General features: G+C 36.9%; 39 protein-coding genes. 33 read left to right on the top strand and 6 right to left on the bottom strand.

What is annotated here, in order from left to right; all coding sequences use genetic code 11:
- Window positions 1-163: 163 nt before the first annotated feature.
- The gene (locus LV469_07425; GenBank protein UHR02466.1) at window positions 164-1,408 is read right to left on the bottom strand and encodes an S-layer homology domain-containing protein; all 1,245 of its coding nucleotides are present in this window, start codon (window positions 1,406-1,408) and stop codon (window positions 164-166) included.
- 174 nt (window positions 1,409-1,582) lie between these two features.
- On the opposite strand from LV469_07425, the gene pta reads away from it, so the two are divergent.
- The 31 genes from pta to rplQ all read left to right on the top strand — a co-directional run bounded on the left by pta (window position 1,583) and on the right by rplQ (window position 16,853).
- Entirely contained in the window at window positions 1,583-2,554 is a 972-nt protein-coding gene (pta, locus tag LV469_07430) for a phosphate acetyltransferase (protein ID UHR02467.1), read from the top strand.
- A gap of 494 nt (window positions 2,555-3,048) precedes the next feature.
- Window positions 3,049-3,366: a 30S ribosomal protein S10 gene (gene rpsJ / locus LV469_07435; GenBank protein ID UHR02468.1), complete on the top strand. Its 318-nt coding sequence runs from the start codon at window positions 3,049-3,051 to the stop codon at window positions 3,364-3,366.
- Between the two features lie 53 nt (window positions 3,367-3,419).
- Complete coding sequence (gene rplC, locus LV469_07440) at window positions 3,420-4,052, top strand: 50S ribosomal protein L3 (GenBank protein ID UHR02469.1); 633 nt, start codon at window positions 3,420-3,422, stop codon at window positions 4,050-4,052.
- 17 nt (window positions 4,053-4,069) lie between these two features.
- On the top strand, window positions 4,070-4,693 hold the full coding sequence (gene rplD, locus LV469_07445) for a 50S ribosomal protein L4 (GenBank protein ID UHR02470.1): 624 nt from the start codon (window positions 4,070-4,072) through the stop codon (window positions 4,691-4,693).
- Window positions 4,693-4,983 carry a 50S ribosomal protein L23 gene (gene rplW / locus LV469_07450; protein UHR02471.1) on the top strand — a complete coding sequence of 97 codons (291 nt, stop codon included), beginning with the start codon at window positions 4,693-4,695 and terminating at the stop codon, window positions 4,981-4,983. The genes rplD and rplW overlap by 1 nt, the downstream gene beginning before the upstream one ends.
- A gap of 13 nt (window positions 4,984-4,996) precedes the next feature.
- A complete protein-coding gene (gene rplB / locus LV469_07455; GenBank protein UHR02472.1) occupies window positions 4,997-5,830 on the top strand; it encodes a 50S ribosomal protein L2 in 834 nt (277 codons plus the stop codon).
- Window positions 5,831-5,841: 11 nt separating this feature from the next.
- Complete coding sequence (rpsS, locus tag LV469_07460; protein ID UHR02473.1) at window positions 5,842-6,126, top strand: 30S ribosomal protein S19; 285 nt, start codon at window positions 5,842-5,844, stop codon at window positions 6,124-6,126.
- 11 nt (window positions 6,127-6,137) lie between these two features.
- A complete protein-coding gene (rplV, locus tag LV469_07465; GenBank protein UHR02474.1) occupies window positions 6,138-6,473 on the top strand; it encodes a 50S ribosomal protein L22 in 336 nt (111 codons plus the stop codon).
- Window positions 6,474-6,485: 12 nt separating this feature from the next.
- Window positions 6,486-7,262, top strand: coding sequence for a 30S ribosomal protein S3 (rpsC, locus tag LV469_07470; GenBank protein UHR02475.1), 777 nt, complete (start codon window positions 6,486-6,488; stop codon window positions 7,260-7,262).
- 21 nt (window positions 7,263-7,283) lie between these two features.
- On the top strand, window positions 7,284-7,715 hold the full coding sequence (rplP, locus tag LV469_07475; GenBank protein ID UHR02476.1) for a 50S ribosomal protein L16: 432 nt from the start codon (window positions 7,284-7,286) through the stop codon (window positions 7,713-7,715).
- Window positions 7,705-7,911: a 50S ribosomal protein L29 gene (rpmC, locus tag LV469_07480; GenBank protein UHR02477.1), complete on the top strand. Its 207-nt coding sequence runs from the start codon at window positions 7,705-7,707 to the stop codon at window positions 7,909-7,911. Before rplP ends, rpmC begins: the two co-directional genes overlap by 11 nt.
- 5 nt (window positions 7,912-7,916) lie before the next feature.
- The gene (rpsQ, locus tag LV469_07485) at window positions 7,917-8,171 is read left to right on the top strand and encodes a 30S ribosomal protein S17 (protein ID UHR02478.1); all 255 of its coding nucleotides are present in this window, start codon (window positions 7,917-7,919) and stop codon (window positions 8,169-8,171) included.
- A 21-nt stretch (window positions 8,172-8,192) separates the two neighbouring features.
- Window positions 8,193-8,561 (top strand): 50S ribosomal protein L14, encoded by a 369-nt coding sequence (gene rplN, locus LV469_07490; GenBank protein ID UHR02479.1) that lies wholly within the window; start codon window positions 8,193-8,195, stop codon window positions 8,559-8,561.
- Between the two features lie 13 nt (window positions 8,562-8,574).
- Window positions 8,575-8,883: a 50S ribosomal protein L24 gene (gene rplX, locus LV469_07495; protein UHR02480.1), complete on the top strand. Its 309-nt coding sequence runs from the start codon at window positions 8,575-8,577 to the stop codon at window positions 8,881-8,883.
- A gap of 15 nt (window positions 8,884-8,898) precedes the next feature.
- On the top strand, window positions 8,899-9,441 hold the full coding sequence (gene rplE / locus LV469_07500) for a 50S ribosomal protein L5 (protein UHR02481.1): 543 nt from the start codon (window positions 8,899-8,901) through the stop codon (window positions 9,439-9,441).
- A gap of 9 nt (window positions 9,442-9,450) precedes the next feature.
- Entirely contained in the window at window positions 9,451-9,636 is a 186-nt protein-coding gene (locus LV469_07505; protein ID UHR02482.1) for a type Z 30S ribosomal protein S14, read from the top strand.
- Window positions 9,637-9,658: 22 nt separating this feature from the next.
- Window positions 9,659-10,054, top strand: coding sequence for a 30S ribosomal protein S8 (gene rpsH / locus LV469_07510; protein UHR02483.1), 396 nt, complete (start codon window positions 9,659-9,661; stop codon window positions 10,052-10,054).
- Window positions 10,055-10,069: 15 nt separating this feature from the next.
- A complete protein-coding gene (rplF, locus tag LV469_07515) occupies window positions 10,070-10,606 on the top strand; it encodes a 50S ribosomal protein L6 (protein ID UHR02484.1) in 537 nt (178 codons plus the stop codon).
- 10 nt (window positions 10,607-10,616) lie between these two features.
- On the top strand, window positions 10,617-10,976 hold the full coding sequence (gene rplR, locus LV469_07520; GenBank protein ID UHR02485.1) for a 50S ribosomal protein L18: 360 nt from the start codon (window positions 10,617-10,619) through the stop codon (window positions 10,974-10,976).
- Between the two features lie 12 nt (window positions 10,977-10,988).
- Window positions 10,989-11,492, top strand: a complete 504-nt coding sequence (gene rpsE, locus LV469_07525; GenBank protein ID UHR02486.1) for a 30S ribosomal protein S5 — start codon at window positions 10,989-10,991, stop codon at window positions 11,490-11,492.
- Window positions 11,493-11,505: 13 nt separating this feature from the next.
- The gene (rpmD, locus tag LV469_07530; GenBank protein ID UHR02487.1) at window positions 11,506-11,682 is read left to right on the top strand and encodes a 50S ribosomal protein L30; all 177 of its coding nucleotides are present in this window, start codon (window positions 11,506-11,508) and stop codon (window positions 11,680-11,682) included.
- A gap of 15 nt (window positions 11,683-11,697) precedes the next feature.
- On the top strand, window positions 11,698-12,147 hold the full coding sequence (gene rplO, locus LV469_07535; protein ID UHR02488.1) for a 50S ribosomal protein L15: 450 nt from the start codon (window positions 11,698-11,700) through the stop codon (window positions 12,145-12,147).
- The gene (gene secY, locus LV469_07540) at window positions 12,148-13,428 is read left to right on the top strand and encodes a preprotein translocase subunit SecY (GenBank protein ID UHR02489.1); all 1,281 of its coding nucleotides are present in this window, start codon (window positions 12,148-12,150) and stop codon (window positions 13,426-13,428) included.
- Between the two features lie 12 nt (window positions 13,429-13,440).
- The gene (locus LV469_07545; protein UHR02490.1) at window positions 13,441-14,088 is read left to right on the top strand and encodes an adenylate kinase; all 648 of its coding nucleotides are present in this window, start codon (window positions 13,441-13,443) and stop codon (window positions 14,086-14,088) included.
- Entirely contained in the window at window positions 14,088-14,345 is a 258-nt protein-coding gene (locus tag LV469_07550; protein ID UHR02491.1) for a KOW domain-containing RNA-binding protein, read from the top strand. The genes LV469_07545 and LV469_07550 overlap by 1 nt, the downstream gene beginning before the upstream one ends.
- Window positions 14,346-14,359: 14 nt before the next feature.
- Entirely contained in the window at window positions 14,360-14,578 is a 219-nt protein-coding gene (gene infA / locus LV469_07555; protein ID UHR02492.1) for a translation initiation factor IF-1, read from the top strand.
- A gap of 29 nt (window positions 14,579-14,607) precedes the next feature.
- Window positions 14,608-14,721, top strand: coding sequence for a 50S ribosomal protein L36 (gene rpmJ / locus LV469_07560; GenBank protein UHR02493.1), 114 nt, complete (start codon window positions 14,608-14,610; stop codon window positions 14,719-14,721).
- A 14-nt stretch (window positions 14,722-14,735) separates the two neighbouring features.
- A complete protein-coding gene (rpsM, locus tag LV469_07565) occupies window positions 14,736-15,098 on the top strand; it encodes a 30S ribosomal protein S13 (protein ID UHR02494.1) in 363 nt (120 codons plus the stop codon).
- Window positions 15,099-15,110: 12 nt separating this feature from the next.
- Window positions 15,111-15,515 (top strand): 30S ribosomal protein S11, encoded by a 405-nt coding sequence (gene rpsK / locus LV469_07570; GenBank protein UHR02495.1) that lies wholly within the window; start codon window positions 15,111-15,113, stop codon window positions 15,513-15,515.
- Between the two features lie 36 nt (window positions 15,516-15,551).
- A complete protein-coding gene (locus LV469_07575; GenBank protein UHR02496.1) occupies window positions 15,552-16,499 on the top strand; it encodes a DNA-directed RNA polymerase subunit alpha in 948 nt (315 codons plus the stop codon).
- A 60-nt stretch (window positions 16,500-16,559) separates the two neighbouring features.
- Window positions 16,560-16,853 carry a 50S ribosomal protein L17 gene (gene rplQ / locus LV469_07580; protein ID UHR03600.1) on the top strand — a complete coding sequence of 98 codons (294 nt, stop codon included), beginning with the start codon at window positions 16,560-16,562 and terminating at the stop codon, window positions 16,851-16,853.
- Window positions 16,854-17,135: 282 nt separating this feature from the next.
- On the opposite strand, the gene LV469_07585 is transcribed toward rplQ, so the two are convergent.
- Together LV469_07585 and LV469_07590 are read right to left on the bottom strand one after the other, a co-directional pair.
- Window positions 17,136-18,233, bottom strand: a complete 1,098-nt coding sequence (locus LV469_07585; GenBank protein ID UHR02497.1) for a SpoIIE family protein phosphatase — start codon at window positions 18,231-18,233, stop codon at window positions 17,136-17,138.
- 1 nt (window position 18,234) lies between these two features.
- Entirely contained in the window at window positions 18,235-19,377 is a 1,143-nt protein-coding gene (locus LV469_07590) for a class I SAM-dependent RNA methyltransferase (protein ID UHR02498.1), read from the bottom strand.
- A gap of 107 nt (window positions 19,378-19,484) precedes the next feature.
- On the opposite strand from LV469_07590, the gene LV469_07595 reads away from it, so the two are divergent.
- The gene (locus tag LV469_07595) at window positions 19,485-19,838 is read left to right on the top strand and encodes a superoxide reductase (protein ID UHR02499.1); all 354 of its coding nucleotides are present in this window, start codon (window positions 19,485-19,487) and stop codon (window positions 19,836-19,838) included.
- 127 nt (window positions 19,839-19,965) lie between these two features.
- Here LV469_07595 and LV469_07600 read toward each other — a convergent pair whose 3' ends face one another.
- Window positions 19,966-21,042 (bottom strand): hypothetical protein, encoded by a 1,077-nt coding sequence (locus LV469_07600; GenBank protein UHR02500.1) that lies wholly within the window; start codon window positions 21,040-21,042, stop codon window positions 19,966-19,968.
- Between the two features lie 149 nt (window positions 21,043-21,191).
- Here LV469_07600 and LV469_07605 point away from each other — a divergent pair, with 149 nt between their 5' ends.
- Window positions 21,192-23,222 carry an S-layer homology domain-containing protein gene (locus tag LV469_07605; GenBank protein UHR02501.1) on the top strand — a complete coding sequence of 677 codons (2,031 nt, stop codon included), beginning with the start codon at window positions 21,192-21,194 and terminating at the stop codon, window positions 23,220-23,222.
- Between the two features lie 77 nt (window positions 23,223-23,299).
- On the opposite strand, the gene LV469_07610 is transcribed toward LV469_07605, so the two are convergent.
- On the bottom strand, window positions 23,300-24,448 hold the full coding sequence (locus LV469_07610) for a M20 family metallopeptidase (protein UHR02502.1): 1,149 nt from the start codon (window positions 24,446-24,448) through the stop codon (window positions 23,300-23,302).
- Window positions 24,448-25,299 (bottom strand): MetQ/NlpA family ABC transporter substrate-binding protein, encoded by an 852-nt coding sequence (locus tag LV469_07615; protein ID UHR02503.1) that lies wholly within the window; start codon window positions 25,297-25,299, stop codon window positions 24,448-24,450. The genes LV469_07610 and LV469_07615 overlap by 1 nt, the downstream gene beginning before the upstream one ends.
- Window positions 25,300-25,308: the final 9 nt, after the last annotated feature.

Genomic DNA, 25,308 nt, shown 5'->3' on the forward strand with positions numbered 1-25,308 from the left:
TAGTTTCATGAATCAAAAAATACCAGAGGTTTATATTTCCTCTGGTATTTTTTATGCTACATAATTATGAAAAAAGTCAAGGTATAAAAACATCTGCCAAATGAGATTAGACCAATACAAAAGGCAGATCCTAGAACTGCCTTTTAATTAAACCAAAAATCATCTATTCATAGACTACATCCACTGTGCTGTCTTCTTTTATTATGAATATAAGCTTGTCCTCATTTGATTTTTTGATTTTGCCATTTACAAGAAAATGCTTCAAACTTTTCCCAAAAGGTGGACTGGCAAGTATTTCTACTCTGCTACCAGGCTCCACAAGACCTTCTGAATTTGACGAAAGCGTAGGAGCAAGGATAAGCCTTACTAGGGACGAGTCCTCTCTTTTTAAGATGAAGATAAGATGCCTTGATGCGTCTTCAAAATCAAAAAAACTGGACTCTGGCTTGTAGCCTTTCGCATTCACTTCGATTAGATGGCGACCGGGACTTATGTTTTGTCCAGATTTAAAATCTTTTTTGTCCAAAGTCACATCTGCGTCTAAGACTTCTCCTATTTCATTTCTTATTTCTATTACTAATTTGTTTTTATTTTCCTTGCTTTTTACCAAGCCCAAGAGGGCATTTTCCAGATTTTTGCGAGCGTTTTGAATTTCTAATTTGTCAGTGGATCTTGCCAAAATTTCTAAGGCCCTATCAGTTTCGTAAATCAAATTTTCATAAGATCTATTTGTGTAAGAGTCATTTTTTATAGCCTGAGCCTTATCCAAGACCTTTTTAAGTGAAGACCTTATGTCATCAAGAGTCTGGTCATCTTTTGGATAGCCTAATTTATCCACGCAAAGATTTAAAATTTTGCAAACTTGGGCCCTAGTTAGGGGGTCTTGGGGCTTGAAAGAACCATCTAAAAATCCATTTATTATGCCTAAGCTGCGCAAAGATTCAAGAGCATTTCTCTCTTCTTTTGAAAGATTTGAGGTGTCTTTGAAATTATCAATCGAATCGCTTGAAATTCTATAAATTTTTGAAATAATCATCGCACACTCTATGCGAGTAGTCTTAGCAGAAGGCATGAAATTTTCAGAATCGTAAATCAAATAATTTTTTGCCTGGGCAAGAGCCAAAGCGTTCCAAAACCAACTTTTATAAGAAACATCTTTAAAACTTGGCGACTCAAAATCTTTTTTCTCCCAGAGATTTTTGAATATCTCATACACTTGGGCTCTCGAAACCCTATCTTGAGGCTTAAATGTCTTGTCGGGAAAACCCTGTATTAAATTTTTCTCAGCTGCCCAATCTATATAAGACTTTGCCCAGTTATCATCTATATCTATAAAATTGTGAGCGAATGTGCTGACAGGAGCAAGAGCAAGTATCAGCATCGCAAAAAAAATATGTATCTTCTTCATTATAACTCCTTTAGTATATAATAAACTTTAAGGTTCAATAAATCAATTTTTAGAGTCTTTTTAAGCTTAATCTTGAATATTTGCCATATTTAGGTAAAATAAAAGCGTAAAGGTCTAAAAAATTATGAAAGGCAAATTTAAATTTGCCAGCTTAGTTTAGTATTGGAGGATAAAATGGGATTAATTGAAAAATTAACAGAAGATTTAAAACAAAAGGGAGCCAAGATAGTGTTTCCAGAAGGCGCAGATAGGAGAATCCTTTCAGCTTGCAAGCGTCTTAAAGAAGAAGGAGTAATAGAACCTATAGTTCTTGGAAAAAAGGCTGAAGTTGAAAAAATGGCTGAAGAATTAAAAATAGACTTGAGCAAGCTAAACTTCAGAGACCCAGAAACAGACCCAGAGTTCGAAAGCTTGAGTCAAGCCTTCTTTGAAAGAAGAAAAGGCAAAGTAACAATAGAAGAAGCAAAAGAGATTTTGAAAAATCCTAACTACTTTGGAACAATGCTTGTATTTACAGAAAAAGCCGATGGTATGGTATCAGGAGCTGTTGGCACAACTGGTGACACCGTAAGGCCAGCCCTACAAATAATAAAGACAAAGCCCGGCATATCAAAAGTTTCAGGCTCATTTATAATGATAAGAGGACAAGAAAGATATCTCATGGCAGACTGTGCGATAAACATCGACCCAACTGAAGATGACCTAGCTCAATCTGCAATAGCATCTAAAGAAACAGCTAAAAAATTTGGCATAGATCCAAAAATAGCCATGCTATCCTTCTCAACAAAAGGCTCAGCATCACATCCTTTCGTAGACAAGGTTGTAAATGCAACCAAAAAAGCTTTAGAAATGGACCCAAGCCTTGTTTTGGATGGCGAACTTCAATTTGATGCAGCCTTTGTAGAAAGCGTTGGAGCTAAAAAAGCACCAGGATCAAAAGTTGCGGGCCATGCCAACGTATTTATATTCCCATCTCTTGAAGCAGGAAATATAGGCTACAAGATAGCTCAAAGATTTGGTGGATTCGAAGCAATAGGACCAATCCTCCAAGGCTTAAACAAACCCGTAAACGACCTTTCAAGAGGTTGCAACGAAGACGAAGTAGTGGCTCTTGCAAAAATAACAGCAGCCCAAGCAAAACTATAATAATCACAAATAAGAAAAAAATCGGCACCGAGATAAAACTCTGTGTCGATTTTTTTATATAATATTTTATATTCTATTGAAGAAAAAGTGTTGGGCATTTTCAAATCAAAGCGTTTTAATTAGAAAAAACAAAAAAATAATTTTATTGGAGAAAAATTTGAAAAAAATAAAAATATAATAAATAAAAATATAATAAAAGATGAAAAAAATTTACACAGAAAATAAGATTAGAAAAATATAAAAAAACTATGCAAAAAAGCTTGTTTTAATACAAACGATAGGGTATAATGTTTAAGCGTTTGTAGTAAATGTTGCGATGAGGCGATAGGTTGCTTGGAGCAAAAAGGAAGAAAGCTCCAAGGGTAATTACCGCTGAGAAGTCGGAAAAATCCGGCGTATGGTTATCTTCCGCTTTTTTATAAAAGCCCATGACACACCAGGCTGTGTGTATCGATGACCCTATCGTAAAACAAATATGCGATTGGAGGAATAAAATGGCAAATAACGCAAAACAAAAAATCAGAATTAGACTGAAAGCTTACGACCACGAGTTACTTGATAGCTCTGCAGGAAAAATCGTTGAAGCTGCAAAGGCTACAGGAGCCACTGTATCAGGCCCGGTTCCACTGCCTACTGAAAAGGAAATAATCACAATCCTTAGAGCAGTTCACAAGTACAAGGACTCGAGAGAACAATTCGAACAAAGAACCCACAAGAGATTAATAGACATCATTGGTCCAAACCAAAAGACAGTAGATGCTCTTATGAAACTTAATCTACCAGCGGGCGTTGATATCGAAATCAAGTTATAATTGTTCTTTTATATGATTGCTTGCAATCCGCTATAATTTTTGGAGGTGTAGAAATGAAATATATAATCGGCAAAAAAGTCGGAATGACTCAAATTTTCGACGAAAAGGGAACAGTTACCCCTGTTACGGTTATAGAATCTGAGCCAAACATTGTGGTTCAGGTAAAAACAGAAGAAGTTGACGGCTACAAGGCTGTTCAAATTGCTTCAGGCAATGTGAAAGAAAGAAAAGTAAATAAACCTACAAAGGGTCACTTCGACAAGGCCAGTGTAGAATACAAAAAGTATCTAAGAGAGTTCAGAGTTGAAGATGAAAATGCCTACAAGGTAGGAGACGAAATAAAGGTTTCCGTTTTTGCGGAAAATGACAAGGTTGACGTAATAGGAACTAGCAAGGGTAAGGGTACTCAAGGTGTTATAAGCCGCCATGGATTTGGTAGAGGTAGAGAAAGCCACGGTTCTAAATTCCACAGAATGCCCGGTGGTATGGGCGCTGCTTCATATCCAGGAAAAGTTTTTAAGGGTCATAGAATGGCTGGAAAAACAGGACATGATAGAGTTACCGTACAAAATCTAGAAGTAGTTAAGGTTTTTGAAGACAAGAACCTAATCCTTATAAAGGGAGCAGTTCCCGGACCTAAGAAGGGTCTTGTTATTATCAAAGAAACCGTTAAAACCGGCAAGTAATGGAAGGAGGTTCAAACATGCCTAAGATTCAAATGATAAATATGCAGGGAGAACCTGTTGGCGATATTGAGCTAAAGGAAAACATATTTGATATAGAAATTAATGAGCACGCTGTTTACCTAGTGGTAAAAAACATTCTTGCCAACAAGAGACAAGGAACTAAAAGTGCTAAGACTCGCGCCGAAGTAAGAGGCGGGGGAAGAAAGCCATGGAGACAAAAGGGAACAGGTAGAGCAAGACAAGGAAGTATAAGATCACCTCAATGGAGAGGCGGCGGAATTGTTTTTGCGCCAAAGCCAAGAGATTATTCTTACACAACACCTAAAAAAGTAAGAAGATTGGCCCTAAAGAGTGTTCTAACTTCTAAGCTTCAAAACAATGAAATAATATTGGTAGACGAAATTAAAATGCAAACAGCTAAGACTAAGGCGTTCAACGAATTTTTAAAAGCTATCAAGGCTGACAAAAAAGCTTTGGTTGTTACAGACGGAAAAGATGAAAATGTTGTAAGAAGTGCTAGAAACATTGCAGGAGTTGCAACTTCAATGGCACAAAACATCAACGTTTACGATCTTTTGAAATACAACTCCCTAGTTCTTACAAAGGATGCCCTTGATGTAATACAGGAGGTGTTTAACTAATGTCAATTTACGATATTCTAAAAAGACCCATAGTTACTGAAAAGTCTATGAAAGATATGGAAGAAAACAAGTACACATTTGAAGTTGACAAGAGTACCAACAAGACTGAAGTTAAAAAAGCAGTTGAAAAGATTTTCGGTGTTAAGGTAGAAAAAGTTAACACAATGAATGTAAGAGGCAAGAAGAAAAGACAAGGTGTCAGCGTAGGATTTACACCAAGCTACAAAAAAGCAATTGTAAAGCTAACAGCTGATTCAAAACCTATTGAATTTTTCGATGGAATGCAATAAGGGGTGAAATAAATTGGCAGTAAAAGGATTTAAACCTACAACTCCAGGCCGCAGAACTATGATGGTGGCAACTTTTGAAGAAGTTACCAAAACTAAGCCTGAGAAATCACTTACAATAAATCTAAATTCAACCGGAGGAAGAAATGCGCAAGGCAGAATCACTTCGAGATTTAGAGGCGGCGGAGTTAAAAGAAAATATAGAATTATAGATTTCAAAAGAAATAAGGACAACATACCAGCAAGTGTTGCATCAATTGAGTATGACCCTTACAGAACAAGCTACATTGCGCTTTTAAATTATGTAGATGGAGAAAAAAGATATATCATAGCTCCTAACGGATTAAAGGTTGGCGACAAAGTTGAATCTGGCGAACATGCAGATATCAAGATTGGTAATGCCCTTCCTCTAAGAGTCATTCCAGTAGGTACAATTGTACACAACATAGAAATGGTTCCTGGAAAAGGCGGTCAAATCGCAAGAAGTGCTGGAGCAAGCGCCCAACTAATGGCAAAAGAAGGAAAGTATGCTCAACTTAGACTTCCTTCAGGAGAATTCAGACTTGTAAATATCGACTCAAAAGCTACAATCGGTCAAGTTGGAAATCTTTCACACGAACTAGTTAGACTAGGAAAAGCTGGAAAGAGCAGATATCTAGGCAGAAGACCATCAGTAAGAGGATCTGCCATGAACCCAGTAGACCATCCACACGGTGGTGGTGAAGGTAGAGCTCCTATAGGTAGACCTTCTCCAATGACACCATGGGGCAAGAAGGCAATGGGACTTAAGACTAGAAAGAAAAACAAAAAGTCTGACAAGTACATCGTAAGAAGAGCAAAGGCTAAGTAAGGAGGAAAATAATGGCAAGATCCGTAAAAAAAGGACCATTTGCAGATGAACACCTATTAAAAAAGGTGAGAGAATTAAACGCAGCAAATGATAAAAAAGTTGTAAAGACATGGTCTCGTCGTTCAACAATATTTCCTGAAATGGTATCGCATACAATAGCAGTGCATGACGGAAGAAAGCACGTTCCAGTATATATAACAGAAGATATGGTTGGTCATAAACTTGGAGAGTTCGTAGCAACAAGAACCTTCAAAGGACACGCAGGAAAGAGCGAAAAGAGTACAGGAGTTAAATAAGGAGGGGTCATATGGAAACTAAAGCAACAGCAAAGTATGTTAGAATTTCACCCCTAAAGGTGAATTACATCTGCGCCGAAATTCGTGGCAGACAAGTAGATGAGGCCCTTGCAATCTTAAAATTCACACCTAAAAGAGGTGCAAAAGCACTATACAAGGTGCTACATTCTGCAGTAGCAAATGCTGAAAACAACCTAAACCTAGACAGGGCTAACCTATATGTGAAAAAAGCATTTGCAAATGACGGTCCTACAATGAAGAGATTTCGCCCTAAGGCAAAAGGAATGGCTTATCCAATCCTTAAAAGATCATCTCACATTGGCGTTGTCGTAGCAGAAAGAGAGTAAGGAGGTATATAAATGGGTCAAAAAGTAAACCCACACGGTCTTAGAGTAGGAATAATCAAAGACTGGGATTCAAAATGGTATGCTGACAAAAAGAATTTTGCAGACCTTCTAGTAGAAGACGAAAAAATTCGTGAATATATAAAAAACAAACTTTATGCTGCGGGAATTTCAAAAATACTAATTGAAAGAGCGGCAAACAAAGCTAAAATCTCTGTCCACACTTCAAAGCCAGGAATGGTAATCGGCAGAGGAGGCGTAGGAGTAGAAGAACTTAGAGCTGAAGTTGAAAAGCTTACAGGAAGAAGCTCAATAATCAATGTAGAAGAAGTAAAAAATCAAGACTTAGACGCTCAACTAGTAGCTGAATCAATAGCTGAATCACTTGAAAGACGTGTATCTTTCAGAAGAGCTATGAAACAAGCCATCCAAAGAACTTTAAGAGCTGGAGCAAAAGGCATAAAGACAGCTGTTTCTGGAAGACTTGGCGGAGCTGATATGGCTAGAACAGAAGGATATTCAGAAGGAACAATTCCTCTACAAACCCTAAGAGCTGATATAGACTACGGATTCGCAGAAGCCGACACAACCTATGGAAAAATAGGCGTAAAAGTATGGCTATACAAGGGTGAAGTTCTTCCACAAATCACAGAAGAAACAAGAAAAAACAGAAGAAGAGACAGAAACCAAAAATCTGGAGCTCAAAATAGAAGAAACAACAAACCGGGTAGAGAAAATCAAAACTTTAAAAGAAGAAGCAACAAACCCGGCAAAGAAAGAACAAACGCCTAAGCTGAAGGGAGGATTAAGACTATGTTAATGCCTAAAAGAGTTAAATACCGTCGTGTCCACAGGGGCAGGATGAAGGGTAAGGCACATCGCGGAAACACCTTGACATATGGTGAGTATGGTTTGAAAGCCCTTGAGCCTGCTTGGATAACTTCTAATCAAATCGAGGCAGCACGTCGTGCTATGACAAGATACATTAGAAGAGGCGGAAATATATGGATAAAAATATTCCCGGACAAACCGGTTACAGAAAAGCCTGCTGAAACTCGTATGGGTTCTGGTAAAGGGGCGCCTGCTTACTGGGTGGCAGTAGTAAAACCAGGAAGAATAATGTTTGAAATGAGCGGAGTTTCAGAAGAAATCGCAAGAGAAGCAATAAGACTTGCAGCAATGAAACTTCCAATAAAGACAAAATTTGTTATGAAAGCAAAGGATGGTGAATCAAATGAAGACTAAAGAAATTCGCCAAATGACAGATGAACAATTAAATAGCAAGGTTAACGAACTAAAAAACGAGTTATTTAATTTGAGATTTCAATTGGCTACAGGTCAACTTGATAATCCATTGAGAATAAAGACAGTAAAGAGAAGCATTGCAAGAATAAAGACTATAATCACAGAACGTGCAATGAAAATCGGGAAGGAGGCTTAACTCTCATGGAAAGAAACTCGAGAAAAACCATAGTGGGAAGAGTGGTAAGCGATAAGATGGACAAGACCATTACAGTTGCTGTTGAGACGTTAGTCGCACATCCCATTTACAAGAAGAGATTTAAAAAGACAACAAAATTCAAAGCTCATGACGAGAATAATGAATGTGGTATTGGTGATTTGGTAAAAATTATGGAGACAAGACCACTATCAAAAGACAAGAGATGGAGACTAGTTAACATTATTGAGAAGGCTCAATAAAATAATTAAGGAGGGTTTCTGATGATACAACAAGAAACAAGACTTAGGGTTGCAGACAATTCCGGAGCTAGAGAACTACTTGTCATTAAAGTTTTAGGTGGTACAAACAGAAGGACTGCCAATATTGGAGACATTGTGGTTTGCTCTGTAAAAAATGCAACACCGGGTAGCGTTGTTAAGAAAGGCAGCGTTGTAAAAGCTGTTATCGTAAGAACAACTAAAGGAATTAGCCGTAAAGATGGATCATATATAAAATTTGATGACAATGCTGCGGTAGTTATAAAAGAAGACAAAAGTCCCGTGGGAACTCGTATTTTTGGACCTGTTACAAGAGAATTAAGAGCAGGCAACTTTATGAAGATAATCTCACTAGCACCGGAAGTACTTTAATTGGAGGTGTAGTATGAAAATTAAAAAAGGCGACACTGTAAAAGTAATTGCGGGCAAGGATAGAGGAAAGACCGGTAAGGTTGTAAAAAGTTTGCCCAGAGAACAACGTGTAGTTGTTGAAGGAGTAAATATAGTAACTAAGCATGTAAAGCCAAAGGGACCACAAGAACCTGGCGGACTTACAAAGGTTGAAAATCCGATCCACGTATCTAATGTAATGTATTACGACGAAAAGACCAAAAAAGGCACAAGAATCGGATATAGATTTGAAGATGGAAAGAAAGTTAGATATAAAAAATCTGACGGATCCACAATCAAGTAAGAGAGGAGGTAGAGTATGACATCAAGACTAAATGACAAATATAAAAACGAAGTTATAAAAAGTCTAATAGATGAATTTGGATATAAAAACATAATGGAAGTTCCAAGACTTGAAAAAGTAATCATAAACATTGGACTTGGAGAAGCTAAAGACAATCCAAAAGCCTTAGAAAGTGCAGTAAATGAACTTACACTAATCGCAGGCCAAAAGCCAGTTGTAACAGTAGCTAAAAAATCAATAGCTAACTTTAAATTGCGTGAAGGTCACAAGATTGGTTGCAAAGTAACCCTTAGAGGTGAAAAAATGTATGCCTTCCTAGACAAGCTTATGAATATCGCTCTGCCCCGCGTAAGAGACTTTAGAGGAGTTAAAGCGAGTGCTTTTGACGGAAGAGGAAACTATGCTCTTGGACTTAAAGAACAACTTATTTTCCCTGAAATCGAGTATGACAAAGTTGACGAGATAAGAGGTATGGACATTGCCATTGTAACAACAGCCAAGACTGACGAGGAAGCAAAATTCTTCCTTGAAAGAATGGGAATGCCATTTGAAAAATAAGGAGGAGACATGGCAAAGAAATCAATGATTGCAAAACAACAGAGAGAACCTAAGTTTTCAACACGCGCATACACAAGATGTAGAATTTGCGGAAGACCACACTCTGTTTTGAAAAAATACGGTATTTGCAGAATATGCTTTAGAGAATTGGCATACAAGGGCCAAATCCCGGGCGTAAAAAAAGCAAGCTGGTAATACCGGAAAGGAGGCAAAACCTATGATGACAGACCCAATTGCAGATATGCTTACAAGAGTTCGTAACGCAGGCAGTGCAAGACACAAATCTGTTGACGTTCCGGCTTCAAAGATTAAAAAAGAGATTTCGGAAATACTTCTAAATGAAGGATATATAAAGAATTATGACGTCATAGAAGATGATAAACAAGGCGTTATTAGAATAGATTTAAAATACGGACCCAACAACGAAAGAGTTATTACAGGACTTAAGAGAATTTCAAAGCCAGGTTTGAGAGTATATGTTTCCTCAAACGATGTGCCAAAAGTTTTAGGTGGACTTGGAATTGCTATTATTTCAACTTCAAAGGGAATAATGACTGACAAAAAAGCTCGTGCAGAAAGAGTTGGCGGAGAAGTTATTTGCTACGTTTGGTAAACAGGAGGTGTTAGAATGTCCAGAATTGGAAAAAAACCAATTGAAATCCCTCAAGGCGTAGACGTAAAAGTTGAAGGTCACAAGGTGACTGTAAAAGGCCCTAAGGGTGAACTCGTAAAAGAGTTTAATAAAGAAATGGAAATAAAATTGGAAGAAGGAGTTCTAACTGTAAGTCGTCCAAGTGAGAGCAAAAACCACAGATCACTGCATGGACTTACAAGAACACTTATCTTCAATATGATTGAAGGCGTTACACAAGGATACAAAAAAGAACTTGAAATCGTCGGAACAGGATATAGAGCAGCCAAGAACGGCAAAAAACTTGCTCTAACACTAGGATTTTCTCATCCTTTGGAACTTGAAGATCCAGCCGGCATAGAAGTTGAAGTACCAAAGCCAAATCAAATCATAATTTCAGGAATCGACAAGCAAAAAGTCGGAGCATATGCTGCTCACGTAAGAAGCTACAGAGAACCAGAACCATACAAGGGTAAGGGTATCAAGTATGTCGATGAAATAATAAGACGTAAAGTCGGAAAAACAGGTAAGTAGGAGGTAAAGTATGTTTAAAAGAGTTGACAGAGAAAAAAACAGACTTAAAAGACATAAAAGAATAAGACGTAAAGTCAAAGGAACTCCTTCTACACCAAGATTATGTGTTTTCAGATCTGGTAAGCACATTTATGCTCAAGTTATAGATGATGTAAATGCAGTAACACTTGTATCGGCATCAACACTTGAAAAGAATATAGGATCAGAAGGAAAGAATATGGAAGCTGCTCAAAAAGTAGGAGAAACTGTTGCAAAAAGAGCTCTTGAAAAGGGAATCGAAGCAGTAGTTTTCGACAGAGGCGGCTATATATATCAAGGAAGAATAAAAGCACTTGCAGATGCTGCAAGAGAAGCAGGACTAAAGCTGTAAAGGAGGGAGAATTTGGAACGTTCATTAATTAACGCAAGCGAACTAGACTTGGAAGAAAGAGTTGTTGCATTAAACAGAGTTGCCAAAGTCGTTAAGGGCGGTAGAAACTTCAGATTTGCTGCTTTGGTTGTAGTAGGCGATGGAAATGGACACGTAGGTGTCGGAACAGGTAAGGCGCTTGAAGTGCCAGAAGCCATAAGAAAAGCTACTCAAGATGCAAAGAAAAAGCTTGTAGAGGTATCTGTAGAGAATGGAACAATTCCTCACGAAATAACTGGAATTTTTGGAGCTGGCAGAGTGTTTTTGAAGCCTGCTAATCCAGGTACAGGAGTTATCGCAGGTGGAGCAGTTCGTGCTATATGCGAACTTGCTGGAATCACAGACATTCGTACTAAAAATCTTGGTTCAAACAACTCAAGAAATATTGTCAATGCTACAATGAATGCGCTGACATCTCTTAAGACTGCAGAAAAAGTTGCAAAACTTAGAAATAAATCAGTACAAGAGATCTTATAAGGGGGTATTCTTAATGAGTAAAATCAAAATAAAATTAGTAAAGAGCCCTATAGGTAGAATCGACAACCACAAGAAGATAGTTAAGGCTCTAGGCTTTAAAAAACTTTTACAAGTTGTTGAAAAAGAAGATACACCTCAAATCAGAGGTATGATCAACAAAATCAGTTACATGCTGGAAGTAGAAGAATAAAAGGTGGTGAACTAGTTGAAATTACACAATCTAAGACCAGCCGAAGGCGGCGGGGTTAAAGCTAAAAAGCGTGTAGGTAGAGGTATTGGTTCAGGACTTGGCAAGACTTCCGGACGTGGACACAAGGGACAAAATGCCAGAAGCGGCGGTGGAGTAAGACCAGGTTTTGAAGGTGGTCAAATGCCGCTATTCAGACGTCTTCCAAAGAGAGGATTCACAAATATATTTGCCAAAGAAACAGTGGCAATTAATGTAGATACATTAAATTCATTTGAAAAAGGAACAGTTGTTACAAAAGAACTACTAATAGAAAAAGGCATTATTAAAAAATCAAAGGCAAAAGATGGAGTTAGAATATTAGGAAATGGTGAACTTAATGTTGCTCTAACAGTGCAAGCTAACCACTTCTCAAAGTCTGCGGCAGAAAAAATTGAGGCTGCTGGAGGAAAGGCCGAGGTGATCTAATTGCTATCTACCTTTAAGAATGCATGGAAGGTCCCAGAACTAAGGAAGAAGATGATTTTCACAGTATTGATGCTCTTCCTTTACAGATTGGGATCACAAATTGCAGTGCCTTATATAGATAAACAAGCTGTTGCAGCATTAGTTGAGCAAGGTTCAAATTCAATTTTGGGATTTCTTGATCTCATGTCAGGTGGAAACTTAACAAACTTTTCCATCTTTGTTGCAAACATATATCCATATATCACCGCTTCAATCGTTCTACAACTTTTGACAATAGCGATACCTTCCTTAGAAGCTCTTTCAAAAGAAGGAGACACAGGAAGAAAGAAAATTGCTGCTTACACAAGATACTTGTCAATAGCAATTTCGGCTGTTCAAGCGATAGGATATACCATGGGTGCTTTTAAATCAGCATCACAGGCAAGCGGATTTTTACAACATACAATAGTTGTACTTTCAGTAGTGGCAGGATCATGTATTCTAGTATGGATAGGAGAACAAATAACTGAAAAAGGTATAGGAAATGGTATCTCACTTCTTATATTTGCAGGTATAGTAACTCGTTTCCCAAAAGATATACTAAGATCATTTCAATTAGTTAGATTTGGATATGCAAGTCCAGTATTTCTTGCAATATTCCTAATATTAGCAATTCTAATAATAGTATTTGTTGTAATACTAAATGAAGGAGAAAGAAGAATTCCAGTTCAATATGCAAAAAGAGTAGTCGGAAGAAAGATGTATGGCGGACAAGCTACTCACATCCCGATTAAAGTATTGATGTCTGGAGTAATGCCTATAATATTTGCAAACTCAATATTGGCAATTCCTGGAACAATAGCAATGTTTTCGCAAGAAGGATCTTCAACACAAAAATTCATAATAAAATGGATGACTACAGGAGGACTTCCAGGAACGATATTATATATAATACTAAGCATTATTTTCATAATATTCTTCACATACTTCTATACAACAATCCAATTTAATACAGTCGAATACTCCAAGAGCATGCAACAAAATGGAGGATTTATCCCAGGAATAAGACCAGGAAAACCGACAAGTGACTACATGCAAAGAGTATTAAATAGACTAGTTTTACCAGGCGCCATAGCACTTGCTATACTTACAATATTGCCGGTAATACTTGGAAAAGTTGCAAATCTACCATTTAGTTTTGGTGGAACATCCATGATAATCGTTGTAGGAGTTGTACTTGAAACCGCAAGAGTCCTTGAGCAACAAATGCTAATGAGACACTATAAAGGCTTCTTGAAATAAGGGGAGATTAAAATGAGACTTGTAATTTTGGGACCTCCAGGAGCTGGAAAAGGAACCCAAGCACAATACATTGTTGATGAATATAAAATCCCACATATATCCACAGGAGACATATTCAGGGAAAATATTAAAAATGGTACAGATTTGGGCAAAAAAGCTAAATCATACATGGATAACGGACATTTGGTACCAGACGAACTTGTAAATGAAATAGTTGCAGATAGACTTAGAAAAGACGACTGCAAAGATGGATTTTTGCTAGATGGCTACCCAAGAACAGTATCCCAAGCAGTAGTATTAGACTCGGAGCTTGCAAAGATGGGCAAGGCCCTTGATAGAGTTATAAATGTAGAAGTACCGGCAAAGATTTTAATAAAAAGAGCAGTAGGAAGAAGAATCTGCAAGACATGCGGAGCAACCTACCATACTGAATTTAATCCTCCAAAAGTTGCAGGCAAATGCGACAGTGATGGAACTGATTTGATTCAAAGAGATGATGATACAGAAGAAACTGTCAAAACAAGGATTGAAGTTTACGAAAATCAAACCGCTCCCTTGATTGATTACTATAAAGCCCAAGCTCTACTGCTTACAGTCGATGGACAAGGCGATATAAAGGAAGTCTTTCAAGCTATTAAAAAGGGTTTAGAAAACAATTAATGGATTCGACTTTTTTACTAGAAAGAGGAAGGTTAGCTAGGGCCTTGGCAGGAAGAGACAAGGGTGAAGTTTTTGTGATAACAGAAATTTTATCCAAAGACTATGTTCTGATTGCAGATGGCAAAAGGAGAAGTTTACGAAATCCGAAAAAGAAAAAAATAAAGCATCTATCACTTTATAAGGATAAGATAATCCTAGATGGAGACAATTTAACTGACTCCTATATAAGAAAGATGCTAAAGCCCTATGGCAATTAAGGAGGCGAGGGACTGTGGCAAAAGAAGATGTAATTGAGGTTGAAGGAACTGTTGTAGATGCCTTACCTAATACAAACTTTAAAGTGAAGCTTGAAAATGGACACATAATATTGGCCCATATTTCAGGAAAACTCAGAATGAATTATATAAGGATTCTGCCGGGCGACCGAGTTACTCTGGAGCTCTCGCCCTATGATTTAACTCGTGGTAGAATTACTTGGCGTAAAAAATAAGTGATTTCCTATAAAGTAGGAGGGATATAATGAAAGTAAGACCATCTGTTAAAAAGATGTGCGAAAAATGTAAAATTATAAAAAGACACGGACGAGTAATGGTTATTTGTGAAAATCCGAAACATAAACAAAGACAAGGATAAGGAGGTTAGCTTTAATGGCAAGAATTGCTGGTATTGACTTACCAAGAGAAAAGCGTGTAGAAATAGGCTTAACTTATATCTTTGGTATTGGAAGGGCTAGATCTCAAGAAATCCTAACAAACGCTGGTGTTAACTTTGATACAAGAGTGAAGGATTTGACAGAGGCTGAACTTGCAAGCATCAGAGAACAAATTGACAAATATCATGTAGAAGGAGATCTTCGTCGTGATATTGCAATGAGTATAAAAAGACTTAGAGAAATTAACTGCTACCGTGGAATTAGACATAAAAAAGGTCTTCCCGTAAGAGGTCAAAAGACAAAGACCAATGCTAGAACAAGAAAAGGTCCTAAGAAATTGGTATCTAAGAAGAAGTAAGGGGGGATATGAATGGCTAAAAAACCGGTTAAAAAAACCACAACACGTGTTAGAAGAAGACAACGTAAAAATATAGAAAAAGGTCAAGCTCATATAGCTTCCACATTCAACAACACCATGGTTACACTTACAGACATGAGCGGTAATGTAATCTCATGGGCAAGTGCTGGACAATTAGGCTTTAGAGGAAGCAGAAAGTCAACTCCTTTTGCAGCACAAGAAGCAGCACAAGAAGCGGCTATAAAAGCAAAAGAACATGGTTTAAAGACTGTTGAAGTATATGTTAAGGGACCAGGATCAGGAAGAGAAGCAGCTATTAGATCTCTTCAAGCAACTGGACTTGAAGTAACTATGATTAAGGACGTTACTCCTATACCTCACAACGGATGTAGACCACCAAAGCGTAGAAGAGTTTAATGTTTTTGTGGCCTGTTCTGGGAAAGGAGGACTATAATGATAGAGATAGAAAAACCAAGCATTGATATAGATGAAATGTCAGATGACGGTAAATTTGGTAGATTTATAGTTGAACCCTTGGAAAACGGCTATGGTATCACACTGGGAAACTCTCTTAGAAGAGTCTTATTATCATCTCTTCCAGGCGCAGCGGTTTCCTTTGTGAATATTCGTGGTGTTGAGCATGAATTTGCAACAATTCCAGGTGTACTTGAAGATGTACCTGAAATCATCCTAAACTTAAAAGGACTGGTATTGAAATCAAGCAGTGAAGAGCCAGTTAAGGTGGTTATAGAAAAAAAGGGAGAGGGAGAAATAAAAGCTCAGGATCTTATGGTAGGACCTGAAATTACAGTATTCAACCCCGACCATCACATAGCCACTTTGAATGAAGATGCAGATGTTTATATGGAACTGACAGTTGAAAGAGGCAGAGGATATGAGCCAGCAGAGCTCAAGAAAGATGAGATTGATACAATTGGAATTATTCCAATTGATTCAAACTACACACCTGTTATAAAAGCCAACTGGAAAGTTGAAAACACAAGAGTTGGTCAAAGGACAGACTTTGACAGACTAATCCTTGAAGTTGAAACTGATGGTTCCATGAGTGCAGATGAAGCCGTATCTCTTGCTGCAAAAGTTCTCACAGAACATTTTGATCTTTTTATATCTCTTACTCAATCGACAAATGAAGTAAATATCATGGTTGAAAAAGAAGAAGATGAAAAAGAAAAAGTTCTTGAGATGACAGTTGAAGAACTAGACCTATCTGTAAGAAGTTTTAATTGTTTGAAAAGAGCAAGCATAAATACAGTTGAAGAACTAGTTAACAAAACTGAAGAAGAAATGATGAAAGTTCGAAACCTGGGCAAAAAGTCATTAGAAGAAGTTCAAAACAAACTCGAAGAGCTAGGGTTAAGTTTGAAAAAAGCAGAAGAGTAAGGAGGGATATTAGTGGCAAAGCTAAAGAAGCTAGGAGTAACAACTCCCCATAGAAAAGCCATGCTTAGAAATCTTGTGACAAGTCTTCTAAACGGAGAAAGAATTGAAACAACAGTTACAAGAGCTAAAGAAACTAGAAGAATGGCAGAAAAAATGATCACACTTGGCAAGCGTGGCGATCTTCATGCAAGACGTCAAGCCCTTGCTTACATCTACGATGAAGATGTTGTGACAAAATTATTTAAAGAAATAGGACCAAAATATCAAGATAGAAATGGTGGCTATACTAGAATCCTTAAAAAGGGACATAGAAGGGGCGACGCTGCAGAAATGGCTATCTTGGAATTAGTCTGAGAATAAAATATAAAAAAGATCCAGGGTAGCCTAGATCTTTTTTTATTATTTGAAAAATTTAAAAAACATCTGTCTTCTACAATTTGTAGGCAGATGTTTTTCTTTATAATTTTATAATTTTTAAATGTTAAAACATATTTCATAGCTTATGTCTAAAAATTTTTAATATATATTTTAGAAATAAGATATTGCAAATGGATTTAGTCTCAAATAATTTTTAAATAAAACATTTGAGATAATTTTAAATAAAATTATTTGCAGGAACTTAAAACACAATAAAAATTAGAAACATTCCATTAGCATGAGGGTCATATCGTCTATTTGCACAGTGTTGATGTAATTTCTTATATCTGAGAACAATTGCTCTATGATATTGCCCTTTAGAGCTGGTACAAGAGACATGACTCTTTTTAAACTATAAGGCTCACGAGATGGACTAAGACCATCTACACAGCCGTCTGTCATAAACAAAATTTTATCTCCGGTGAAAAATTTAGCTTTATTTACGCTGTAATCGACATTTTCAAAGAAGGGAGATATGGGAAATCCGGAGCTTTCCAAAACTTTGACCTCATTATCTGAAAAAAGCAAGGGACAGGGGGCATGGCCAGCATTGGAATAAGAAATTTGTCCAGTTTTTACATTGAGTACGGCATAAAAACAAGTCAGATAAATTTCGATTCCGAGTCCTAAAGATGTAAATCTGTGACACAAATCTTTAAGTGCCAGATTAGGGTTTAGGAGCATTTTTAGGTCCATGTTTCTAAAGGCCTGACTGACAGACATGGTTACCATTGATGCGGAAAAACCATGTCCCACAGTATCAGAAATATAAACACCTACATTATCTTCATCTATCTCGAATACATCAATCATGTCACCAGAGAGTTGACTTTCCGGCTCATATACATACGAAAGCTTTAAATTTTTATAAAAGCCTTTCTCGGGAAGGATGGCTTCTTGAATTTTTTCAGCTCTTTGCATTTCATCTATGAGTTGAATATTTTGATTTTTTAGTTCGCGGTTCAGACGCTTTTCCCTGCTTATATCTCTAAAAATTTCAACAACACCCACTATATCTGAAAAGTCATTTCTGATAGGAGAAGTCTTTATGAGATATGTTCTTCCGTCTATATCGCTTTCTCTTTCTATGACAGCCCCGGTTTCTAAAGACTTGGCAGTGACATCTAAATTGCAAAAAGGATTGTCAAAAGTACAATACATAGCTCCCACATTGGCACCCATTAGCATGAGCATGGAGTCATTTACAAATATTACTTGATTGTTCTCGTTTAAAATTCTTATAGCATCGGCAAATCCATTTAGAATATCGAAATAAAAGTGGGATTTATTTTCTAATAGACTTTTTTCTGTATTCATATCAACCTCTCAAGTCGTTTGGTTTGGGACCAGGGTATTGGTAGTAATAAGTTTTGAGCCTGCCGTTATACAATTTTCTGTTTCTTTTAGCCTTTTGCTTGAAGTTTTCTTGAAAATCTTCGTTGGCAGTTATTATATAAAATGACCAATTTTTAAGATGTCTATATAACTTGCCAAGCTCTGCTTCCAGCTCTGAAACTCTCTGTTTTTCCTCTAGTCTAATGCCATAGGGCGGATTTGTGATTACAACACCAAAATCGCCACCAAGATCCAAATCAAAAATGTCTTTTTGGAAAAAGTTTATGTCATCTTCAAGGCCCAAAATTTCTGCATTTTCTTTTGCAATTTCAATGGCCTTTCTTTCAATATCAGAAGCGTAAATTGTCAAGTTGCTCTTGTAGTCAATCATAGCATAGGCATCTTTTTTCACAGTTTTAAAAAAATCTTGACCTATGAATTTGAAATTTTCACCAGCAAATTTTCTCGTAAGTCCTGGAGCAATATTTTTGCCAATCATGGCAGCCTCAATCACAATTGTGCCAGACCCACAAAAGGGGTCCACTAAAATTCTGTTCTTATTCCAATATGAAAGCATCACAAGAGCAGCCGCTATGGTTTCAGATATGGGGGCCTTAAAATTTCTCGCCCTATACCCCCTCTTATGAAGCCCCTGACCGGATGTATCTATGGTTATAGATGCCACATCCTTATCAAGTGAGATTTCTATGTCCATTCTAGCACCAGTTTTAGAAAACCAATCTTTTTTATAGTGAGCTTTTAGTTTGTCGACTATGGCTTTTTCACTTATGCTTTGGCAATCTCTTATGGAAAATAGTTTTGAATTTTTACTTCTGCCATTTACAACAAAATTGCTATCTTCATCTATAAAATTTTCCCAGTTAATATTTTTGACACCTTGATATAGCTCTTCAAAGCTAAAGCAGGAGAAGCTATTTACTTCAACAAGGACTCTTTCACAAGTGCGCAAATGCACATTGGCCTTTGCAATCTCAAGGGGTCCTCCTTGGAAAATAATTCTTCCATTTTCGGATTTTATATTTGAAAATCCCAAATCCATACATTCTCTTTTAAGAACGGCCTCCAAGCCCATATTGCAAGTAGCAATAATATTGTATTTTTCCATTTTCCACCTCTAAGTCATTATAACAAATAAAGTAGGGCGTGAATATAAATTATATTATGGGGTATTAATTTAGATGAAAAAGATATTATTTAAGGGGGAAATTAAAAATGAAATTAACTCAAACAGTACAAAGCGGGGATTGGGCTAAGGAAAAACACGTTCCAAGCCTAGCAGTAGAAAAGGTAGAAGGCGGCTACAAGGTAAGAGCTGAAGTTGGAAGTGAAATCGCACATCCTAACACTCTTGAACACCACATAGCTTGGATAAAAGTATTTTTCCAAAAAGAAGGTTCAAAGTTCCCAGTTGAAGTTGGCTCTTATACTTTCTCAGCTCATGGCGAAGAAGAAGTGTGCTCAGCTCCAGTTGTAGAAGCAAAAGTTTTGACAGAAGGCAAGGGAAGCTTTTATGCTCTTAGCTATTGCAATATCCACGGACTTTGGGAAAATTCAGTAGAATGCTAAAAATGACTCCTTTAGCGGAGTCTTTTTATTGAAAAAAATCGGCGAACAGGACTAGGCTGTCGCCGATTTTTGATTTTAAGTAGCAATTTGTGGACTATTTTTAATTAAATAAGTTTAATATTTTAAATTAATTATCTTCGTCATCATCTTCATCGTCATAGGCGAAGAGATCTTTTGTCTTAGTTTTCAAGTCCTCAAAGAAATTTTTAGCAGATTTTTTTACTTTTGGTTTTCTAGGACTTCTTTTTCTTTCGTGGACTTGTGGTTTTTCGTCTTTAAAGATACTTTCTTGTTTAAATTCAAAGCTTTTAGGCTCTTCTTCAAAAGGTTTGGAAATTTTTTCATCTAAGGAGAAGGCCTTAGTTTCATTTGAAGGTGTTTCTTCAAGAGGCATTTCTTCAAGTTCTTTTGGACTTGATTTTTTGTTTAAATCGGAAATCTCATCTTGAATTTGTTCTTCTTCTTTTTGACGAGCATCATTTATCTCTTTAAGCTCATCTGTGAAGGCATTGCCTTTTTTTTCTGAATTTTTAATGTCTTCTAATTTGACATTTTCGTTTACTATATCATTTACAAGTTCGAGATCCTTATCTGCTGGGCCAGACTTGTTTAAATCTTTTAAATATAGCTCCACGCTTATTTTTTCTCTGTCATAAAGCTCTTTTATTATGCTATCGACATTGGGCGAATTTCTTCTCAAAAGAGTTTTTCTTATTTGAGATAAGATTTTGAACTTGTCCATATTGTATGAGTCGATGAGCCTTTGCAAGTCATCGGTTATTTTATCTTCAAGCGGTGGATTGTTTAAGCCATCATAAAGGGCGATTGTGATTTCTCCATTAGTTATATAGTTGCCGATTTTGAAAGAAGATGTGAAATCACCATCTGATCTCATATAGGCAATGCCAGATTTTCTTGCTCTCATTTCTAATGCGTCATTTAATTCTAGATTGTTGGTTGCTATTATTACATAGTCATAGGCGAAGAAAATAAAAGAGTCATTTACAATTTGTTGTTTTATAAAAATGCGATCAGGGTTGTCAATTTGGAGCTCTTTAATTTCTGGAGAAATATCCTCTCCTATTATGTAAATCCTTGCTTGTGAATCCATCAATCTCAAAATTTTTTCATAGGCTGTCTTACCAGCTCCTATTACTAAAAAATTTTTATTTTTTGTATCAATACTTACAGGTAAATATCTCACGTGAATACCTCCTTAGTCAACTAAGAAAATTATATCATTAAATGAGGGATTGCAAAATGAAAATTAAGTAAAAATACACAATTGCAACTAACTTGTAATAAAATTAAAAACTTTGATATGTTATAATAAAAGAACTAGGAGGTAAGAAAATGAAGAAAACTAAAAAAGCAGCAAGTCTTGTTTTAGCAGCCCTTTTGTTGGTTCCAGGAGCAGCTTTTGCAAAAAGCTTCCCAGACGTTCAAACAAACGCTGTGTGGGCCAAGGCATCTATTGAAAAATTGGCTGACAGGGGCATTATAAATGGCTACAACGACGGGAACTATTATCCAGGCAAGTACGTGTCTTTTGAAGAAACTGCTAGTTTATTGAAGGGTTTACTAAATCCGACACAAGATGAAATCAGGAAAGCAAAAAGTCAATATGATGATATAGTAAGAAAATATGGGGTTAGCACTTGGGCAATAGAGCCTATATCTTATATGCTCTATAAGGAAATAATGAGTGAAAATGACCTTAAAAAGGCAGAAGCATCAAATTATTTCAAGACCAGGGAAGACAGAGCTTATCCTGAAAGAAATGCGATTACAATCTATTATGCAAAAGCTTTGGGTCTTTCAGCAAATGGAGATCAAAATCTTTTAAAACACACAGACAAGAGTGATATTCCATCTGCTACAAGAGGCTACTTAGCCTCTCTTGTAAAGGCGGATATCTTTGCAGCTACAGGAAGCAATGGAAAGTTTGAAGGAAGAAGACCTATAAGAAGATCAGAGATGGCTTTTATAACAGATAAGTCTTATGAATACGCCAAGGGCAAGACCAAAGTTGAATCAGAAGTGACTACCAACGGAAGAGTAATGACAGATGTCAGCGAAGGCGCTACCACTATTTTGGTAAAATTGGATAGCAGATCTAATGCTGCTATATTTACAGTAAATGAAAAGACCAAGGTAGAATGCAAGGGCTATACAGCAAAACTTCAAGACCTCTATAAAGATCTACAAGTAAAGGTGACTTACAAGACAGAAGACACGGGTTCTGACAATTTGGGAACTGCTACAAAAATTGAAATCATAGATTCCAATTACCAAGGCTCCAAGATTGTAGGCTATGCAAGAAATGTCAATGCAAGCTATGGTAGAATCACAATAGATTATAGGAAAAACTACTCTAATTCAGATGAAGTGGCAACTTCTAGCTATCTGTCATCTTATGATACACAAGAATATGTGCTAGCAAGAGATGCAAAGATTTATAGAGTTGGAGATGTATATAATAACAATCTTGTAAATGTGCAAAATGGAGACAGAATTGAATACAAACTAAATTCTGCAAAAGAGATAACAGAAGCCTATGTTTATCCAAGAAATGCTAAAATCACAGGCGAAGTTGTAGAAACAAGTTCTAACTCGGGCATCAGCGGATATGCAAATTATGTAGTCTTGATGCAAAATGGAACAAAATTCAAATTCTACATCCCAGATTCCATGAAAGATAAGCCGGTTTATTCATCTTTCGCAGTTTCAAGAACCTACTCAACCCTATCCAAGGGAGACAAGCCTACATTTGATATTAACTACAAAGTAATAGTTGGAGAAAATGGCTATGGTAACTACGACAGGAGAGGTAGAGTTACAAATTATTCAGATTATGGAAGAATTTATGTAGATAATTATGAATACCAAATCCCAGTTGATAGAGATGGATATATAACTTGCCCAGTATATGATAAAAACAATGCTCAAATAAATGGATATGTAAAGCTAAGCTCTATCCTAGGCTACAATGTATCTTTATCAGTTAGAAACAATGGCAGTAGCAATGTCCCGAGTGTATATTACTTGAAAATCGAAGATTACTATAACGGATCTGGTATACAAAGCGGAAGATACAATAGATCAGATGTAAGAGGAGAAGGCACTATATCACTAGATAGCAGTTACATGGATAACTATGGAAGACGACTCTATAAGGTTTCTTTGACAACATTAATAGATAATCTAAATGGAAACATCTTGAATAATTATCTAAACTATGAGGGCTATGTAAGACTTACAGATGCTGAGTACAATAGTTGGAGGATTAACAATAATCGTATTTCAATCAAAGGAAGCACAGATTCATCAGGAAACTTCTCGCCAAATTATGGCTACAACATTAGCAGATATAGAGATTGGTGACGATAAATTAAATAGTTTAAAATTATATTAGTAAACGGCAGAGGATATACTCCTTCTGCCGTTTTTTAACTTAAAACTTATTTGACCATATTTAGGTGAAGATCGCATGCAGCCAAGAGGGCTCTTTCATCTATGTCAAAGAGCTGATGATGGTGAGGGTAGGCTGTTGTTTTTCCTGATTGGGAACCTACTCTTACAAAGACTGACTTCACCACTTGTGAATAGTCGGCGAAGTCTTCAGCTCCTAGTGATGGCTTGCCATTTGAAATTATGTTTTCGAAAGAAAAGATTTCAGAAGCTTTTGTCCTTGCGAGGTCAGCCATATCTTTGTCATTTACAAGCACAGATGCGGCATCGTAATTTGTAAAAGTTATTTTACAATCGTGAATTTCTCCTATAAGGCGGGCTAGGTTTTCTATTCTTTTCAAAAAATCCTTTCTCAAATCTTCGTCAAGACATCTGAGAGTGCCTTCGAGAAAGCCAGAGTCGGCTACTACATTATATCTTGTGCCTGCAGAAATTTTACCAACAGAGATTACACAAGCTTCTTGGGGATCTTTTTTTCTAGAAACCAGATTTTGTAGCTCGGTAAGGATATTTGCCAAGCAAAGTGCGGCGTCTTTTCCCAAGTGGGGAGAAGCGGCATGAGCTGCCTCTCCATAAACTTGTACTTTAAAGATGTCGCAAGAAGCATAAGAAGGGCCGTCCAAGATTTCACACTTGCCGAGTAAAATATCAGATGCTAAGTGGATGCCAAAGGCAAAATCCACATCCTTTAGATGGCCATCTCTTACAAAGATCCTAGCTCCGGCACCGATTTCTTCAGCTGCTTGAAAGGCTAGCTTTATTTTTCCTTTATACTTACTTTTATTTGCTGCTATTATTTTTGCTGCGCCCAAAAGAGCGGCCGTATGACCATCATGACCACAGGCGTGAGCGAGCCCCTTGTTTTTTGATGAATAGGGGCAAGTTTTCTTATCTTCCAACTCCAGGGCATCCATATCAGCTCTTAAAAAAGCTGTGGGGCCTGGATTTTTTGTGTCAATTTCTGCTAGAAGTCCAGTTTCTCCGACTCTTATAGGTCTTAGACCCATTCCAGTTAATTCTTTTTCTACAAAATCTGCAGTCTTGTATTCTTTGAGGCTGGGTTCGGGATTTTCGTGCAAAAATCTCCTCGCGCCTATTATATAGTCCTTTATCTCTAAGACTTCTTTACTATTTATCATTATTTTAAGTCTCCATCCCAGGCTGGTATAGATGCTCCCTTAGATGTTTCTTCTATAACTTTCTTAGTGTCATCTGCTTGATAAGCCTTTACTATTTTTTTATAAATTTCATTGTCCTTGTCTTCTGGTCTTGCGACTATGATATTTATATAGGGCTTAGAATTTTCGTCAACAGGTTCCAAGAAAATGGAATCTTTTACTGGGTCAAAGCCTGCATCGACAGCGTAACCGTTGTTTATGCAAGAAGCTGCCACATCTTGAAGGTTTCTAGCAGTTTGGGAAGCATCCACAGTTATGATGTCTAGATTCTTTGGATTTTCTTTTATATCCTTGCTGGTTACAAGTTGTCCCGGCTTAGAATCTAGCTTTATAAGGTCTGCAGATTGCAAAAGTACCAAAGCCCTTGATTGGTTTGTAGGATCGACCGGTATAGCTATTTGAGCCTTGTCTGGTATTTGGTCTACGCTGTCATATTTTTGTGAAAATATTCCAAGTGGAGCCAAAACTGTGTCGCCAATTGATACGAGGTTGGCCTTCTTTTCTTGATTGAATTTGTCGAGGAAGGCTTGATGTTGAAAAGAGTTCAAATCAATTTCCTTATCGACCAAGGCAACATTTGGTTGATTGTAATCTGAGAATTCTACAAATTCTATCTTGATACCTTCTTTTTCCAATTTGGATTTTACAAAATCCCACACATCGTGGTTAGCGCCCACTAGACCGATTTTTACACTAGTAGACTCATTAGCTTCAGATGTTTTTTTGTCAGCATTTTGTTTTGCTCCAGAACATCCCACCAGGCCAAGAGCCAATACACCAATTCCTACCAAGTTAAACAATTTCTTTTTCATTTTTTTTCC

Origin of the sequence: Peptoniphilus sp. GNH, from assembly GCA_021307325.1 — a bacterium.
In the GTDB taxonomy this organism is placed as follows: domain Bacteria; phylum Bacillota; class Clostridia; order Tissierellales; family Peptoniphilaceae; genus KA00134.

What these genes read in the sequence shown, in the direction of transcription:
- rplE (UHR02481.1), top strand. Translation starts at nt 8,899, where the DNA reads ATGACATCAAGACTAAATGACAAATATAAAAACGAAGTTATAAAAAGT.
- rplQ (UHR03600.1), top strand. Translation starts at nt 16,560, where the DNA reads ATGCTTAGAAATCTTGTGACAAGTCTTCTAAACGGAGAAAGAATTGAA.
- rplR (UHR02485.1), top strand. Translation starts at nt 10,617, where the DNA reads ATGTTTAAAAGAGTTGACAGAGAAAAAAACAGACTTAAAAGACATAAA.
- rpsJ (UHR02468.1), top strand. Translation starts at nt 3,049, where the DNA reads ATGGCAAATAACGCAAAACAAAAAATCAGAATTAGACTGAAAGCTTAC.
- LV469_07585 (UHR02497.1), bottom strand. Translation starts at nt 18,233, where the DNA reads ATGAATACAGAAAAAAGTCTATTAGAAAATAAATCCCACTTTTATTTC.
- rpsH (UHR02483.1), top strand. Translation starts at nt 9,659, where the DNA reads ATGATGACAGACCCAATTGCAGATATGCTTACAAGAGTTCGTAACGCA.
- rplW (UHR02471.1), top strand. Translation starts at nt 4,693, where the DNA reads ATGTCAATTTACGATATTCTAAAAAGACCCATAGTTACTGAAAAGTCT.
- rplX (UHR02480.1), top strand. Translation starts at nt 8,575, where the DNA reads ATGAAAATTAAAAAAGGCGACACTGTAAAAGTAATTGCGGGCAAGGAT.
- rpsS (UHR02473.1), top strand. Translation starts at nt 5,842, where the DNA reads ATGGCAAGATCCGTAAAAAAAGGACCATTTGCAGATGAACACCTATTA.
- rpsC (UHR02475.1), top strand. Translation starts at nt 6,486, where the DNA reads ATGGGTCAAAAAGTAAACCCACACGGTCTTAGAGTAGGAATAATCAAA.
- rplN (UHR02479.1), top strand. Translation starts at nt 8,193, where the DNA reads ATGATACAACAAGAAACAAGACTTAGGGTTGCAGACAATTCCGGAGCT.
- rpsK (UHR02495.1), top strand. Translation starts at nt 15,111, where the DNA reads ATGGCTAAAAAACCGGTTAAAAAAACCACAACACGTGTTAGAAGAAGA.
- LV469_07575 (UHR02496.1), top strand. Translation starts at nt 15,552, where the DNA reads ATGATAGAGATAGAAAAACCAAGCATTGATATAGATGAAATGTCAGAT.
- rpsQ (UHR02478.1), top strand. Translation starts at nt 7,917, where the DNA reads ATGGAAAGAAACTCGAGAAAAACCATAGTGGGAAGAGTGGTAAGCGAT.
- rpsM (UHR02494.1), top strand. Translation starts at nt 14,736, where the DNA reads ATGGCAAGAATTGCTGGTATTGACTTACCAAGAGAAAAGCGTGTAGAA.
- LV469_07590 (UHR02498.1), bottom strand. Translation starts at nt 19,377, where the DNA reads ATGGAAAAATACAATATTATTGCTACTTGCAATATGGGCTTGGAGGCC.
- rpmC (UHR02477.1), top strand. Translation starts at nt 7,705, where the DNA reads ATGAAGACTAAAGAAATTCGCCAAATGACAGATGAACAATTAAATAGC.
- LV469_07605 (UHR02501.1), top strand. Translation starts at nt 21,192, where the DNA reads ATGAAGAAAACTAAAAAAGCAGCAAGTCTTGTTTTAGCAGCCCTTTTG.
- rplD (UHR02470.1), top strand. Translation starts at nt 4,070, where the DNA reads ATGCCTAAGATTCAAATGATAAATATGCAGGGAGAACCTGTTGGCGAT.
- rplV (UHR02474.1), top strand. Translation starts at nt 6,138, where the DNA reads ATGGAAACTAAAGCAACAGCAAAGTATGTTAGAATTTCACCCCTAAAG.
- LV469_07545 (UHR02490.1), top strand. Translation starts at nt 13,441, where the DNA reads ATGAGACTTGTAATTTTGGGACCTCCAGGAGCTGGAAAAGGAACCCAA.
- LV469_07550 (UHR02491.1), top strand. Translation starts at nt 14,088, where the DNA reads ATGGATTCGACTTTTTTACTAGAAAGAGGAAGGTTAGCTAGGGCCTTG.
- rplC (UHR02469.1), top strand. Translation starts at nt 3,420, where the DNA reads ATGAAATATATAATCGGCAAAAAAGTCGGAATGACTCAAATTTTCGAC.
- LV469_07610 (UHR02502.1), bottom strand. Translation starts at nt 24,448, where the DNA reads ATGATAAATAGTAAAGAAGTCTTAGAGATAAAGGACTATATAATAGGC.
- rpmJ (UHR02493.1), top strand. Translation starts at nt 14,608, where the DNA reads ATGAAAGTAAGACCATCTGTTAAAAAGATGTGCGAAAAATGTAAAATT.
- rplP (UHR02476.1), top strand. Translation starts at nt 7,284, where the DNA reads ATGTTAATGCCTAAAAGAGTTAAATACCGTCGTGTCCACAGGGGCAGG.
- LV469_07615 (UHR02503.1), bottom strand. Translation starts at nt 25,299, where the DNA reads ATGAAAAAGAAATTGTTTAACTTGGTAGGAATTGGTGTATTGGCTCTT.
- LV469_07505 (UHR02482.1), top strand. Translation starts at nt 9,451, where the DNA reads ATGGCAAAGAAATCAATGATTGCAAAACAACAGAGAGAACCTAAGTTT.
- LV469_07425 (UHR02466.1), bottom strand. Translation starts at nt 1,408, where the DNA reads ATGAAGAAGATACATATTTTTTTTGCGATGCTGATACTTGCTCTTGCT.
- LV469_07595 (UHR02499.1), top strand. Translation starts at nt 19,485, where the DNA reads ATGAAATTAACTCAAACAGTACAAAGCGGGGATTGGGCTAAGGAAAAA.
- pta (UHR02467.1), top strand. Translation starts at nt 1,583, where the DNA reads ATGGGATTAATTGAAAAATTAACAGAAGATTTAAAACAAAAGGGAGCC.
- rplF (UHR02484.1), top strand. Translation starts at nt 10,070, where the DNA reads ATGTCCAGAATTGGAAAAAAACCAATTGAAATCCCTCAAGGCGTAGAC.
- rpmD (UHR02487.1), top strand. Translation starts at nt 11,506, where the DNA reads ATGAGTAAAATCAAAATAAAATTAGTAAAGAGCCCTATAGGTAGAATC.